This window comes from Pseudomonas bharatica (assembly GCF_048586865.1).
Lineage (GTDB): Bacteria > Pseudomonadota > Gammaproteobacteria > Pseudomonadales > Pseudomonadaceae > Aquipseudomonas > Aquipseudomonas bharatica.
This window is the reverse complement of the sequence record NZ_JBMAWR010000007.1, coordinates 198,886-211,440: the sequence shown is the minus strand read 5'-3', so window position 1 is coordinate 211,440 and position 12,555 is coordinate 198,886. Positions and strand designations below refer to the sequence as shown.

Below are 12,555 nucleotides of genomic sequence, written 5' to 3'. Positions count from 1 at the left end.
GGTTACGCGTACCTTGTGGGAGCGGGTTCACCCGCGATAGGGCCCTGAAGGGCGGTCACTGAAGCAGCGGAGTCCGCAAAACCTCCGACTCCCGCCCCATTACACTCTCGGCCAACTGCACGAACTCCGCCGTGCTGACACTGTTCATCCGCATCAACGCCCGCACCAGATCGTCCAGCGACTGCTTGTTGTGGGTATGAACACGGATTTCCCGATCCAGCGCCTGCAACAGCAACACCGCGCGGGCGATGGTCGCCGCGTTGGCCTGCTCGCCGCGCAGGCTGGTCACCGCCTTGCCTTCCTTGTTCAGGCGCTTCTGCAATGCCTGGTAGCGGTCATCACTGATCCCGCCGGCACGACGCAGCAGCTCGGTAGCGTAATACTCCGCCAGCCCCTCGCCGATCCAGTCGCTGCCTTCGCGGTCGTTGATCCGCGCAAACACCCGCACCAGCTCGCGCAACAACGGGCTGCTGCCGTTTTCGCTGACCAGCGCACTGGCACTGTTGAGGTAGATGGAGTCGTGCGCCGCACGCGCGCCTCGCCATAGATGTTCACGGGCGCCGACCAGCAGCAGCTTCGTTGGATTGCGCGGGAACACCGCCTGGTACTGCGGCCAGACGAACGTCAGCAAGGTCAATGCATCCATGCGGCGCTGCCCCTGCCCGACCGGACCGGCCACGCTGACCTCGGTCTCGCCCAGGCGGGCACGTCGTACCCCAACCGTACCGGCGAGCATCCAGCCGGTCGGACGGTCGAACAGGCGCGAAACGTTGTCGATACGAAAACGCTGCTTGCCAATCCGCGGCCATGCCGTCTCGATGCTGTTCCAGCCGGCAGGCAGATCGATGCTCAGGCGAGCCACCAGTTCGGTGCCATCCTGCTGGTCGAGACGCGCTGGCGGCACCAGGTCATCACCGCGGAACAGCGCCCAGTTCGCCGCGATACGGCTGTCGTAGCTGCCGTTCTTCAGCTTGTGATCAAGCCGTACCTTGTAGCTCAGGCTGGACTTGCCCGGCGCCGGCTGCCAGACCCCACGCTGGCGGTCCGCCGCCGGTAGCCACGGACCGTCGGCCTTGAAATCGCTATACAGGCCTTCCTTGCCCAGGTCGAAATCCAGGCTGCGCACCTGGGCGCCATCGGCCAGGGTCAGGCGCACTTCGGCCTGGCCGCTCTGGGGCAGCAGGCGCACGTGGTAATCCAGATCGACTTTCCTGGCCCAGGCGGCATCGCTCGCCAGCAGCAACAGGACCCACGCCAGAGGGTGACGCACAGGCATTGCCCGACTCCTTGCACGAACGCGAAACGCGCCAGCTTAGCTGGCGCGGAATATCAGATAGTCTTCCCAGTCATCTTCGGCGACGCTGTTCTCGCTGAGCATGCGCCCCGCCTGCGAAATGCGCTGCTTGTGCACCTGCTCGCGGTCGCCGCAGACCAGGTGGTGCCAGTCCGGCAGGTCCTTGCCCTCGCTGACTAGGCGATAACCGCAGGTGGGCGGCAGCCACTTGAACTGGTCGGCCTTGCCCGGGGTGAGCTGGATACAGTCGGGCACATGCTCGAAGCGGTTCGGATAATCGCTGCAGCGGCAGGTGTTCAGGTCCAGCAATTTGCAGGCGATGCGCGTGTAGTAGACGCTGTTGTCGTCTTCGTCTTCGAGCTTTTGCAGGCAGCACAGGCCGCAACCGTCGCACAGCGACTCCCATTCGGCGGCGTCGAGCTGATCGAGGGTCTTGCGGGTCCAGAACGGCGCGGAGCTTGCCTGCATGTTGCGATGATCCTGTTTCAAAATTCTTCGGCCCTGCGGGGCGGCGCCAGTCTAGGACGTGCGTTGCGCCTTTGCCAGACCGCTTGTCAGGGTGTGGCCGACAGTTGTAGTTTTGCAAACCATTTCAGTTCTCGCCCCTGTCCAGGAATCCGTCATGAGCGCCAACCCTCGTATCGCTGACTATGCCATCCATGAACAGTTCATCCAGCGCTGGTCGCCCCGTGCCTTCACCGGCGAGCCGATTCCCGAAGAAACCCTGCTGAGCTTCCTCGAGGCCGCGCGCTGGGCGCCTTCGGCCTACAACTCGCAACCCTGGCGCTTCCTCTACGCCCGCCGCGATACGCCGAACTGGGAGCGTTACCTGGGGCTGCTCAACGAATTCAACCGCAGCTGGGCGCAGCATGCATCGGCACTGGTGGTCGTGATCTCCAAGACCACCTTCACCGCACCGGGCGCCAGCGAGGAAACCCCGGCCCTGTGGCACACCTTCGACACCGGCTCGGCCTGGGGGCACCTGGCGCTGCAAGCAAGCATCAGCGGCTGGCACACCCACGGCATGGCCGGCTTCGATCAGGAACTGACCCGCAAGGAGCTGAAGATCCCCGAGGGCTATGACCTGCACGCGGCAGTGGCGATCGGCAAGCTGGGTGACAAGGCGACCCTGGCCGAGTACCTGCAGGCCCGTGAAGTACCGAGCCCGCGCCGGCCGCTGAACGAGCTGGCGGCCGAGGGTGACTTCACCCTGTAAGCCTTATGGCCTGATCGCCGGCAACGCCGGCTCCCACAGGTATCGAGTACACCACCGAACCTTGTGGGAGCCGGCGTTGCCGGCGATAGCGGCCTCAATAGCCCCGCGAAAAATCGACCTCTCCGCGCAATCCGTCGCCCCGCCCGTAAGCCCCCAGGTTCTCAACGAACAACCGCACCATCGCCGCCGGCGAGGTCGGCGCCGAGCTGTGCCCGGTCAGCAGCAGCCCTAGCGCGGTCCAGAACGGATGATTGCGCGGCAACGGCTCCTGGCGGCACACATCGATCACCGCCCCGGCCAGATGGCCCTTGGTCAGCGCCGCCACCAGGTCGCCATCGACCACCGCCACACCGCGCCCGGCGTTGATGAACAACGCATCCGGGTTGAAGCGCTGGAACAGCGCAGCGTCATAGATATCGCGGGTCGCCGGGGTATCCGGCAGCAGATTGACCACATAGTCCACCTGCCCCACCAGCCGGCCGATCTCGTCCAGCCCGGCCACTTCGATGAAGGGCTCGAGCGGGCGGGGCGAACGGGCGATGCCATACAGCGTGCAGCCGAACGGCATGAGGAAACGCGCCACTTCGCAGCCGATGTCACCGGTCCCGACGATCAGCACCCGACGCCCGTCCAGGCTGCGTCCCGGACGCCCGTCCCACTTGCGCTCGACCTGGCTCATCAGGCGGGTCAGCACTTCACGCTCGTGACCGAGCATGTAGGTCAGCACGTACTCGGCCATGACCTGGCCGAAGATACCCACGGCCCGGGTCAGCCGGTATTCGCGGGGCAGGCCCTCGGCCAGCAGCGGCGTGATGCCGGCCCAGGTCGACTGCACCCAGCCAGGGCGGTGCCCCTGGCGCAGCAGGGAGGCCAGCAGGTCGGGCTGGCCCAGCCAGACCGGGCACTGCGCTGCCTGCGCCGACAATTCGGCGGAATCACCGCTGGTGAGCACTTCGAGTTCGGGCAATGCCTCGCGCAGCAGACGGGCATAGAGAGCGTGATCCTGTTCGGCGATCAGAACGCGCATATCGATTACAACCTTGCAGAACGGCGGGAGGGCCGGTCGGGACCGGCCCCGTCAGGGCGGGATCAGACCGGATCGTTGCGACGCAGCAATTCGTCCGGCAGGTGCTCGATGTATTCCTCTTCGGCAGGCGGCATCTGCAGGTGGAAGCCCTGGCTATCGAGGTTTTCCAAGACCTTGGCGATGTCCTCGCTGGCCAGGGTGCGCTCCGGGGTCAGCACGACGTCGAAGGCGTGCTGCGGCGTGCCGAACAGCGGCAACAGGGCATCCGGCACCCGGTTCAGGCCATCGGCCTTGAGCAGGTAAAGGTACATGCCCGGCTTGCGCGGGCTGCGGTAAATCGAACAGATACGTTTCAAGCGGATTCTCCGGCATCGGCCAGGCAGTCGAGGAGGGCCTGGCCCATCCGCTCGCGGCGCCAGCCGCGCAGCGAGTCGGGCAATTGGTACGGTCCGTCGGGGTAGCCGCTCTTGAGCAGCGCCTCGAGGGTTTTCTTGCGCAGCATGAGCTCGGGCGCGATGTTCAGGCGTTCACCCTCGGCCTGGCCGATGGCACGTAGTTTCTTCAGCAGCGCCGCGGCTTCGATCGGCAGCGGCTCGGGCACTGCCGGCGGCCATTCTTCCGGCGGCAGGTTGCCCGTGCGCTTGATCAGGTCGAGCAGGAACTCGCCATCCTGGCGGATGGTGCGCGGGTGCATGTCTTCGATACGGGCCAGGGCTGACAGGTTGTCCGGCTGGGTCCGGGCGATCGGCCACATGGCATGCTCGCGCAGGATGCGGTTGCGCGGCACGTCGCGCTCGCGGGCTTCCAGTTCGCGCCAGGCGCACAGCTCGCGCAGCACGGCAAGCTGGGCCCGGGACAGCTTCCAGGCCAGCTTGGCGTCGCGGTACAGCTCGTAGGGGTCGATTTCCCGGCACAATTGAATCACCAACTCGGCGCCGTCCTCCAGCACCCAGGCATTCTTGTCGTCGCTCAGTTGCGGGCGCAGGCGCTCGTACAGCTCGGCCAGGTGCACGGCGTCTTCCGCGGCGTAGCTGACCTGGGTTTGCGAGAGCGGGCGTTGCAGCCAGTCGGAACGGGTCTCGCCCTTCGGCAGTTCGATGCCCAGCACTTCCTGGACCAGGCGCGAGTAGCCCATGGAAAAGCCGAGGTTGAGATAGCCGGCCGCCAGTTGCGTGTCGAACAGCGGCACCGGCAGGCTGCCGGTCAGGCGGGCAAGGACTTCGAGGTCTTCGCTGCAGGCATGCAGGACCTTGGTCACGCCCTGGTCTTCGAGCAGGCCGGCCAGGGGCTGCCAGTCGTTGATCAGCAGCGGATCGATCAGGAAGGCACGCTGGCCATCGCCGACCTGGATCAAACCGGCTTTGGGGTAGAAGGTGTCGACCCGCATGAACTCGGTGTCGAGGGCCACGAAGGGCAGTTGACGCCATTGCCGGCAATGTTCCGCCAGGGCGCTGTCGTCGGTAATCCAGTGAATTTCGATGGCCACAAGGCTCTCCCACATACAATGGCGCGCAGTATATACGGCACGGGCCACCGCCGGGAAACCGCTCGACGGTAGCCTTTCCAGAGTAGGCGGCGAGCCCGTGCCGCGCTTTTACAGTGATGCCTGGACCGGACGGCAGCCGGCGAACAGGTCCAGTTGCGGGTTGTACAGCGAGGTCCGCACCTGCAGCAGGCCGAGCATGGAGTGGAACAGGTTGTCCTGGCTCAGCGGCCGGTCGCGGCCCTGTTGCAGGCAGTCGGTATCGACGCCGAAGCTCTTGCGGTAGTTGTCCGAGAACCAGGCCAGCATCGGCACGTGCTTCTGCTGCTCGGGGGCCAGCATGTAGGGCGTGCCGTGGAGGAACAGGTTGTACTCGCCCAGGGATTCGCCGTGGTCGGAGAGGTAGATCATCGCCGTGTCGACCTGGTCCTGCTTGCTGCGCAGCACATCGATCAGCGAGGCCAGCACGTGGTCGGTGTACAGCAAGGTGTTGTCATAGCCGTTGACGATGCTCTGGCGGTCGCACTGGTTCAGGGCGTTGCTGCGGCAAACCGGGGTGAAGCGCTCGAACGACGCCGGGTAGCGCTTGTAGTAATCCGGACCGTGACTGCCCATCTGGTGCAGGACCAGCACGGTGTCCTGCTTGAGATCGTCGATACGCGCGGCGAGGTCCTTGAGCAGGATTTCGTCGTGGCATTCGTTGTCGGCGCACAGGGCCGGGTCCTTCAAATTGCTGACGTCCTCGACGTGCACGCGGTCGCAGGTGCCCTTGCAGCCCGACTGGTTGTCGCGCCATTCCACCACCAGGCCGGCACGCTGCAGCATGTCGAGCAGGCCTTCCTGATTCTTCGCCTTGGCCGCGTCGTAGTCCTTGCGGGTCATTCCGGAGAACATGCAGGGCACGGAGACCGCGGTTTCGGTGCCGCAGGAGGTGACATTGCTGAAGCTCAGCAAGCCCTGCTCCTTGCTCAGTTGCGGCGTGGTATCGCGGTTGTAGCCCAGCAGTCCGAAGTTCTCGGCGCGGGCACTCTCGCCCACCACCAGTACCGTCAGGGATTTGCGTGGATGGCCGGCCCAGGCAGGGGCCAGCGTGGCATCCTCGCCGATCTTGCGGAACGGCTGCGAGGCGACCCCGACCTTTTCCCGGGCGTAGTTCACCGAGGCGCCGATGTAGTTGCTCGGCACGATCATCAGGCGCAGCTCATGGTGATTGCGAAACAGCGAGGCCAGCCCCTGGTAATTGACCATGGCCACGGCAGCCAGCAACGCCGCACTGGCCAGCACGACCAGGAGTTTCTGCAACAGCTCGCGGGGCAGGCTGCGGAAGCGGATCGGTGTCCTCAGCAGGATGAAGGTCGGTAGTACCCCGAGCAGCAGGATATGAACGAACAACTTCAGCGATAGCAGGTCACGCACTTCCGTGACATTGGTTTCCACGGTATTGCGCAACATGCCGATATCGATCAGCACGCCGTACTGGCTCATGAAATAGGCGACGCCGGCACTGATGATGAATAACGTGGCCAATACCGGTTTAAGAACTTTGCGAAACGCCAGCAGGGTCAGCACGATATTGAAGGCGCACAGCAGCAGCACGCCGAAAGCCAGGCGCAGCAGCACGGCATGGGCGTCCCCCTGCAACACCGTGGAAATGTGCTCCCAGAGTACCGAGTTGAAGCCGATCAACAGGTAGGCGCTGGCCAGCAGCGTCACCCATTCGGGACGCAACGACTTGAGTTTCAGCATGACGATTCGCTTATAAAAAGATCCATCCGCTGATGTCTTTGCGACATCAGGTTGTTCGCGGGGTGGACTTTAAGCAGCCATTCATCAATTTTCCGTGAAAAAAACGCCAACAAACGATGGCCTGGAATGAACTTTTATTAATGCGGGATTTTCACCTTCAGCCGCCGTTCGCAAACGGCGGCCTGGCCAACCGGTTTCAGGCAGGGAAACGGACCTTGGCGTAAGAATCGCGATCGATGTCCAGGATCTCCACGCACAGTTGCGTATCGATACCGGCCGGGACCGCCAGCACATCCTTCAGCGCCTCCAGCAGGCTGGCGGACAACTGGCGCTTGATCTCCGGCGAGCGACCGCTGAGCAGCGCCAGCTTTACATGGACGAAGGCACGCTCGACAGGCGCGATGCCGACGCGAAAGGTTTCATGGGCCACGGCGCGACTCTTGATATCCACCTCGTCGCCGAACTGGCCACTGGCAACCAGGGCGCTGTTCAGGCGCAGCAGGGCCTTGTCGGTATCGAGGTCACGCAGGTTGGCGCTGTATTCCAGATGAAGCTGGGGCATGGGGAACTACCGGTCGCGGAAATAGATCCGACAGACTAACCCCGACTGTCCAACACGGCAAAGGCATCTACGCTGAAGGTTCATGCCCCGACCTGACTGAGGAGTTGAAGCTATGCCGGTCAAACACAATCTGTACGCCGACCTGGGAGTGACCGCGGAAGAATTCGAGGCGCTGAAGAAAGGCAGTGCCCACCTGGCGGAGCTGGAAACCCGCTACCTGCAAAAGGACAAGGAGGTCGTCGAAGCCGAACAGAGCGCCGCCGCAGATGACATCGTCACCCGGCTGCGCAAGGAGCGCCTGGAGATCAAGGACAAGATCGCCAGCCTGGTGAAATCCGCCTGACCCCGCCCCCGCGCTGACGCCCCGGTGTCAGCGCACCACCTGACGCTGCCGACGCAGCGCCGCCCGCACCTGGTCCGCCCCGAACACGAAGCCCTGGGCCTGGCCCAGCTCCAGAATGCGGCTGATCAGCACCTCGCGATCCTGCAGCGGGTCGAGTGCTGCTGCCTGCTGTGGATGCTGCTCCAGCCAGCGGGTGAACCCGGCATAGGCCCTGTTGAAACGACCCTCGCCGGCGGCCGGTGTGGTCGCCAGCCCCGCGTCGATCGCCGCGTCCACCCAAGGGCCAGGACGGCAGTCGATAACCAGGTGGATGCGCGGCCTGTCGCCATGATTGTTGACGCTGTGCGGGCGATACAGGTCGAGAAACCAGCACTCCCCGGCACGCATCGGCACGCGCTGGTCCTCCAGCATGAAATCCACCTCCTCCGGCGCCAGCAACGGCACATGCAGGCGCATGTCGGCCTCCGGGCCACCCAGATCGTAGTCGCGGTGTTCGCGGATATGGCTGTGGGGGCCGAGGCGCAGCAAACGGGCGTTGCGGATCTCCACCTCGAGCCCGGCCAGGCCCCGCGCCCAGCGTGGATCGTCCAGCCACGGCTGGCGCTTGATCGCCGGGCCCTCGCCGTGCACCAGCGCCACCTGGGACTCGGTGGTTATCAGCCCGACGCCACTCCAGTCACCCTGGTAGTAATCGCGGTTGAAATGGGGTTGCCAAAGGGTGTCGTCGAGGTCGGCCAGGGCAGCCAGCATCGACACCGGGTCGATGACCAGGGGCAATCGGGAAAAGCCGGGGCGGCTGCGTTGCACGGGTTGCATGGGCGACTCCGATTCCATTGGCTGTCACATCTTGTCTTGGAGCAAAACGCCATCACCCTGCCAGTTGCAGGATTCCCCCGCAAGGATCATGTTTACACCCCATCGGCCGATACACTGGCCAGGCACTCTTTTCGAAGCGAACCCCATGCAGTCCATCTACCTGAACCTCGGTTGCCCCGATCACCCACGCCAGGGCTTCTTCAATATCGACCTGGAGGCCGCCCATGCCGACTACCAGCTCGATCCGGGTGCTGCCCTGCCCTGGGAGCGCGGCACGGTGCCGGGGATCTACAGCGCGCATCTGCTGGAGCGCCTGAATCGCAACCAGGGTATCCGCCTGCTGCTCGAATGCCGCCGTGTCCTGCAGCCGGGTGGCGTACTGCGCCTGGTGACCAGCGACCTGCAGGCCCTCGTGGATGACTACGTGGCTGATCGGGCTCACCCCGAAACACCCGGTATCGGTCGCGGCGAGCGCTTGAACCGTGCCCTGCGCCAGCACGCCTGGACCTGGGACCGTGACGACCTGACCCGTGTCTGCAAGATGGTCGGCCTGGTCCCGGTAGACGGCATCGCTGCGGGCCACAGCAGCGACGCCAACCTGGGCGGCCTGGAAAGCGCAGCGGCGGGCCGGGTGGTCCTGGAATTCCGCAAACCGCAACGCCAGCTCGCCGCTGATGCCGAGCCGCTGGTCAGCATCGTCATGCCGACCTACCGGACCGAGCATTTGCACCAGGCCCTGGAAAGCGCCTTGAACCAGACCTACCGCAATATCGAAGTCCTGGTCTGCGACGACTGCCCGAGCGACGCCATCGAGACCATCGTCGCCGACTATGCCCGCTTCGACCCGCGCCTGCGCTATGTGCGCAACCCCGACGCGGGCAAGGACATCGGCCGCCTCAACCATGTGCTGTGCATGCAGCAGGCCCGCGGCGAGTACATCAAGTTCCTCAACGACGACGACCTCCTGGACATCGAATGCGTCGAGCGCCTGCTCGGGACCTTCCGCGATTACCCGGACATCACCCTGGCAACCTCCAAGCGCCAGCGCATCGACGGGTTCGGCGCACCGCTGGCCGATATTCCCGCGACCCAGGCACCGGTAGCTGCCGACTCGATGATCGAGGGCCTGTCCATGGGCACCGCGTTGATGCTGTCGCAGCTCAACTTCATCGGCGAGCCGAGCACGGTGATGTTCCGCCGCGACGACATGATCGACGTCACCCCGGACTTCATGTCGGTGGACCAGCAGCCGATCGCCTGGGCGTCCGACGTGGCGATCTTCCTCAACCTCGCACTGCGCGGCAATACCGTGTATCTGGTGCGGCCACTGAGCAGCTTCCGCATCCATGGCGAACAGACCCAGGTAGTGTTCGGCGCTGCAGCACAAGGCGAGTCACGCCGCTGCTGGGGCATCATGAAGGACTTCTGGACCCGGCATGAATTCGACAAACCCTTGTGAGCATCAGGTGCCAAGGGGCCCCGATGAACAGGACGATCGGAGCGATAGGCAGCCCATGAAAAAGCGCAATCCGATCTTCGTCACCCAACCCGCCCTGCCCGCGCTGGACGACTTCATCCCGTACCTCCGGGAAATCTGGGACAGTCGCATCCTGACCAACGGCGGCAGCATGCACCAGCGTCTGGAAAGTGCGCTGTGCGAGTACCTGGGCGTCGCGCATGTGTCGCTGTTCTGCAACGGCACCCAAGCGCTGATCACGGCGATCCAGGCGGCAGGCCTGGAAGGCGAAGTGATCACCACGCCCTATTCGTTCGTCGCCACGGCCCATTCGTTGCTGTGGAACAACCTGCGGCCGGTGTTCGTCGACATCGACCCCGATACCCTGAACCTGGACCCGGCCCGCATCGAAGCAGCGATCACCGCCCGCACCACGGCGATCATGCCGGTGCATTGCTACGGGCATCCCTGCGATGTGCGGGCGATCCAGCAGATCGCCGAACGTCACCGACTGAAAGTGATCTATGACGCAGCCCATGCCTTCGGCGTGCGCGACGAGGCCGGCAGCCTGCTGCAGCATGGCGATATGGCAGTGCTGAGCTTCCATGCCACCAAGGTGTTCAGCACCTTCGAGGGCGGTGCCATCGTCTGTCGCGACGAGGCGACCAAGCGCCACATCGACCAGTTGAAGAACTTCGGCCTGTCCCGCGATGGCAGCACCGTGGAGTTCACCGGCAACAACGGCAAGCTCAGCGAAGTGCACGCAGCCTTCGGCCTGCTGCAACTGCAAGGGCTCGACCAGGCCCTGGACAAGCGTCGCCTGATCGACCAGCGCTATCGCCGGGGCCTGGCCGGAGTCCGCGGCATCCGTTGCATCGACGGCGTCGGCGAAGCCCTCGGGAATCACGCCTATTTCCCGATCCTGGTCGGCGCGGACTATCCGCTGCAACGCGATCAACTGTTCGAGCATCTCGCCGCCCACGGCATCAATGGCCGCCGCTATTTCCAGCCGCTGATCAGCAGCCTGCCGATGTACCGCCACGACCCGTCGTCCAGCGCCGACAACCTGCCGGTGGCGCACCGGGTGGTGGAGCAGGTGATCTGCCTGCCGATCTACCCCGACCTCGACCACGACAGCGTGGATTTCATCATCGAGCTGGTCGCCGGGGCGGCTGCATGACCGCACTGGCGATCATGCAGCCGTACCTGTTCCCCTACATCGGCTACTGGCAACTGCTGCAGGCTACGGACCGCTTCGTGGTCTACGACGATGTGAACTACATCAATCGCGGCTGGATCAATCGCAACCGCATCCTGATCAATGGCGAACCGGGGCTGTTCACCCTGCCGCTGCTGCAGGCCTCGCAAAACCGCAGGATCGACGAGATCGACATCGCCCCCGCCGCCCAGTGGCAACGGCGCCTGCTGCGCAGCCTGGAAATGGCCTACCGCAAGGCGCCCTGCTTCGAGCAAGTGTTTGCCCTGGTGGAGGGAATACTGCGTCATGAGGACCGCAACCTGGCCGGGTTCCTGAGCCACCAGGTGCAGGTACTGGCCCGCTTCATGGGTTTGCAGGCGCAGATCGTGCCGAGCAGCAGGTGCTACGGGAACGGCCATCTGGCGGCGCAGGAACGCATCCTCGATATCTGCCGCCAGGAAAACGCGAGCCGCTACATCAACGCCCAGGGCGGGCGCTCGCTGTACGAGCCGCAGGCTTTCGCCGAACGCGGAATCGAGCTGCGCTTCATCGCCATGCGCGCCCTGCCCTACCGCCAGCGCAGCGAAGGGTTCACGCCCGGCCTGTCGATCATCGATGCGCTGATGGAAGTGGGCCCCGAGGGGATCGGGGCCCATTTGCGGTCGTTCGACTGCACGTGAGGATCAGGCTTCGCACACCACGTAGATGCTGGCGGTAAGGTCGGGGTACTTCATTCCCAACTGGTAGCAACCCTCGAAGAACGCCTGGTCGATGATGCCGGCGCGATGCGCTGCATCGAACTGGAAATTGGCCAGCGGCTTGAACAGGATGCCGCCCCGCTGCCCAATGCGGAAACCGGCCTGCCGCACCTCGTGCTCAAGCGTATCGAGGCTGTAGGTGCAGCGGTGGCCATGCTTGCGCTCGCCTTCGGTGACTGCCGCGTTGAAGTCGATCAGGCCCATGCCTACGGCAATCTGCCGGGATGCCGCATTGGCATTGGGCACCACGACGAACAGGCGGCCGCCGGGCTTGAGCCATTCACGAACGCGTTTCAGCACCGGCTGCGGTTCGCTCAGGTGTTCCAGCGTGTGGACCAGGAAAATATTGTCGAAGCGCTGCCCGGGGTCGGCCTCTTCGAACCGGCCCAGGATGAACGTTGCTCGCGCATCGTTTACGTTCCTGCGGGCGATCTCGATAAGGTCGGACGCGCCTTCGAGCACCGTCACCTCGTCGAAGACCTGCAACAGCTTCCTGGTGAACTCGCCGTGGTAGCAGCCCATCTCCAGGGCATTGCCGGGACGGAACTGTCCGGCCAGCGCGCGGATCATGTAGTCGCGGTGGATATAGTCGAAATCGTAGGCGTAGCGCCGGTCTTCGGTGTCCTGGTACTCGGTGTTGAGATCGCGTGACATGC

14 protein-coding genes are annotated in these 12,555 nt (G+C 64.3%); 5 read left to right on the top strand and 9 right to left on the bottom strand.

The features are described from left to right. Window positions 1-55: 55 nt before the first annotated feature. Both ACKLLE_RS11565 and ACKLLE_RS11560 read right to left on the bottom strand, forming a co-directional pair. Window positions 56-1,276 (bottom strand): hypothetical protein, encoded by a 1,221-nt coding sequence (locus ACKLLE_RS11565; RefSeq protein ID WP_420058007.1) that lies wholly within the window; start codon window positions 1,274-1,276, stop codon window positions 56-58. 36 nt (window positions 1,277-1,312) lie between these two features. After that, window positions 1,313-1,762, bottom strand: coding sequence for a YcgN family cysteine cluster protein (locus ACKLLE_RS11560; RefSeq protein ID WP_009399575.1), 450 nt, complete (start codon window positions 1,760-1,762; stop codon window positions 1,313-1,315). Window positions 1,763-1,916: 154 nt separating this feature from the next. Between ACKLLE_RS11560 and ACKLLE_RS11555 the strand changes: the two genes are divergently transcribed. Next, entirely contained in the window at window positions 1,917-2,510 is a 594-nt protein-coding gene (locus ACKLLE_RS11555) for a nitroreductase family protein (protein WP_420058005.1), read from the top strand. A gap of 94 nt (window positions 2,511-2,604) precedes the next feature. Here ACKLLE_RS11555 and ACKLLE_RS11550 read toward each other — a convergent pair whose 3' ends face one another. From ACKLLE_RS11550 to ACKLLE_RS11530, 5 genes are all read right to left on the bottom strand, one after another. Then, window positions 2,605-3,537 (bottom strand): D-2-hydroxyacid dehydrogenase, encoded by a 933-nt coding sequence (locus tag ACKLLE_RS11550; RefSeq protein ID WP_420058004.1) that lies wholly within the window; start codon window positions 3,535-3,537, stop codon window positions 2,605-2,607. Window positions 3,538-3,599: 62 nt separating this feature from the next. Next, window positions 3,600-3,893, bottom strand: a complete 294-nt coding sequence (locus ACKLLE_RS11545) for a YcgL domain-containing protein (protein ID WP_009399578.1) — start codon at window positions 3,891-3,893, stop codon at window positions 3,600-3,602. Further along, on the bottom strand, window positions 3,890-5,023 hold the full coding sequence (rnd, locus tag ACKLLE_RS11540) for a ribonuclease D (RefSeq protein ID WP_279896884.1): 1,134 nt from the start codon (window positions 5,021-5,023) through the stop codon (window positions 3,890-3,892). Before rnd ends, ACKLLE_RS11545 begins: the two co-directional genes overlap by 4 nt. A 108-nt stretch (window positions 5,024-5,131) precedes the next feature. Further along, window positions 5,132-6,766: a phosphoethanolamine transferase gene (locus ACKLLE_RS11535; protein WP_420058003.1), complete on the bottom strand. Its 1,635-nt coding sequence runs from the start codon at window positions 6,764-6,766 to the stop codon at window positions 5,132-5,134. Window positions 6,767-6,962: 196 nt separating this feature from the next. Beyond that, a complete protein-coding gene (locus tag ACKLLE_RS11530; protein ID WP_009399581.1) occupies window positions 6,963-7,328 on the bottom strand; it encodes a 5-carboxymethyl-2-hydroxymuconate Delta-isomerase in 366 nt (121 codons plus the stop codon). Between the two features lie 112 nt (window positions 7,329-7,440). On the opposite strand from ACKLLE_RS11530, the gene ACKLLE_RS11525 reads away from it, so the two are divergent. Then, window positions 7,441-7,671 carry an HP1242/YdcH family protein gene (locus tag ACKLLE_RS11525; protein WP_009399582.1) on the top strand — a complete coding sequence of 77 codons (231 nt, stop codon included), beginning with the start codon at window positions 7,441-7,443 and terminating at the stop codon, window positions 7,669-7,671. A 27-nt stretch (window positions 7,672-7,698) separates the two neighbouring features. Here ACKLLE_RS11525 and ACKLLE_RS11520 read toward each other — a convergent pair whose 3' ends face one another. Further along, window positions 7,699-8,487, bottom strand: coding sequence for an aspartyl/asparaginyl beta-hydroxylase domain-containing protein (locus ACKLLE_RS11520; RefSeq protein ID WP_420058001.1), 789 nt, complete (start codon window positions 8,485-8,487; stop codon window positions 7,699-7,701). A 145-nt stretch (window positions 8,488-8,632) separates the two neighbouring features. On the opposite strand from ACKLLE_RS11520, the gene ACKLLE_RS11515 reads away from it, so the two are divergent. The 3 genes from ACKLLE_RS11515 to ACKLLE_RS11505 are packed head-to-tail and all read left to right on the top strand — an operon-like array spanning window position 8,633 to window position 11,821. Continuing rightward, window positions 8,633-9,946, top strand: a complete 1,314-nt coding sequence (locus ACKLLE_RS11515) for a glycosyltransferase (RefSeq protein ID WP_420058000.1) — start codon at window positions 8,633-8,635, stop codon at window positions 9,944-9,946. 55 nt (window positions 9,947-10,001) lie between these two features. Beyond that, a complete protein-coding gene (locus tag ACKLLE_RS11510) occupies window positions 10,002-11,123 on the top strand; it encodes a DegT/DnrJ/EryC1/StrS family aminotransferase (protein ID WP_420057999.1) in 1,122 nt (373 codons plus the stop codon). Beyond that, window positions 11,120-11,821 (top strand): WbqC family protein, encoded by a 702-nt coding sequence (locus ACKLLE_RS11505; RefSeq protein ID WP_420057998.1) that lies wholly within the window; start codon window positions 11,120-11,122, stop codon window positions 11,819-11,821. The genes ACKLLE_RS11510 and ACKLLE_RS11505 overlap by 4 nt, the downstream gene beginning before the upstream one ends. A 3-nt stretch (window positions 11,822-11,824) precedes the next feature. Here the strand turns inward: ACKLLE_RS11505 and ACKLLE_RS11500 are convergent, their stop codons facing one another. Further along, window positions 11,825-12,553: a class I SAM-dependent methyltransferase gene (locus ACKLLE_RS11500; RefSeq protein ID WP_009399587.1), complete on the bottom strand. Its 729-nt coding sequence runs from the start codon at window positions 12,551-12,553 to the stop codon at window positions 11,825-11,827. Window positions 12,554-12,555 lie beyond the last annotated feature (2 nt).

Coding starts and splice junctions, on each gene's coding strand:
- ACKLLE_RS11565 (WP_420058007.1), bottom strand. CDS start 1,276: ATGCCTGTGCGTCACCCTCTGGCGTGGGTCCTGTTGCTGCTGGCGAGC.
- ACKLLE_RS11560 (WP_009399575.1), bottom strand. CDS start 1,762: ATGCAGGCAAGCTCCGCGCCGTTCTGGACCCGCAAGACCCTCGATCAG.
- ACKLLE_RS11555 (WP_420058005.1), top strand. CDS start 1,917: ATGAGCGCCAACCCTCGTATCGCTGACTATGCCATCCATGAACAGTTC.
- ACKLLE_RS11550 (WP_420058004.1), bottom strand. CDS start 3,537: ATGCGCGTTCTGATCGCCGAACAGGATCACGCTCTCTATGCCCGTCTG.
- ACKLLE_RS11535 (WP_420058003.1), bottom strand. CDS start 6,766: ATGCTGAAACTCAAGTCGTTGCGTCCCGAATGGGTGACGCTGCTGGCC.
- ACKLLE_RS11530 (WP_009399581.1), bottom strand. CDS start 7,328: ATGCCCCAGCTTCATCTGGAATACAGCGCCAACCTGCGTGACCTCGAT.
- ACKLLE_RS11525 (WP_009399582.1), top strand. CDS start 7,441: ATGCCGGTCAAACACAATCTGTACGCCGACCTGGGAGTGACCGCGGAA.
- ACKLLE_RS11520 (WP_420058001.1), bottom strand. CDS start 8,487: ATGCAACCCGTGCAACGCAGCCGCCCCGGCTTTTCCCGATTGCCCCTG.
- ACKLLE_RS11515 (WP_420058000.1), top strand. CDS start 8,633: ATGCAGTCCATCTACCTGAACCTCGGTTGCCCCGATCACCCACGCCAG.
- ACKLLE_RS11510 (WP_420057999.1), top strand. CDS start 10,002: ATGAAAAAGCGCAATCCGATCTTCGTCACCCAACCCGCCCTGCCCGCG.
- ACKLLE_RS11505 (WP_420057998.1), top strand. CDS start 11,120: ATGACCGCACTGGCGATCATGCAGCCGTACCTGTTCCCCTACATCGGC.
- ACKLLE_RS11500 (WP_009399587.1), bottom strand. CDS start 12,553: ATGTCACGCGATCTCAACACCGAGTACCAGGACACCGAAGACCGGCGC.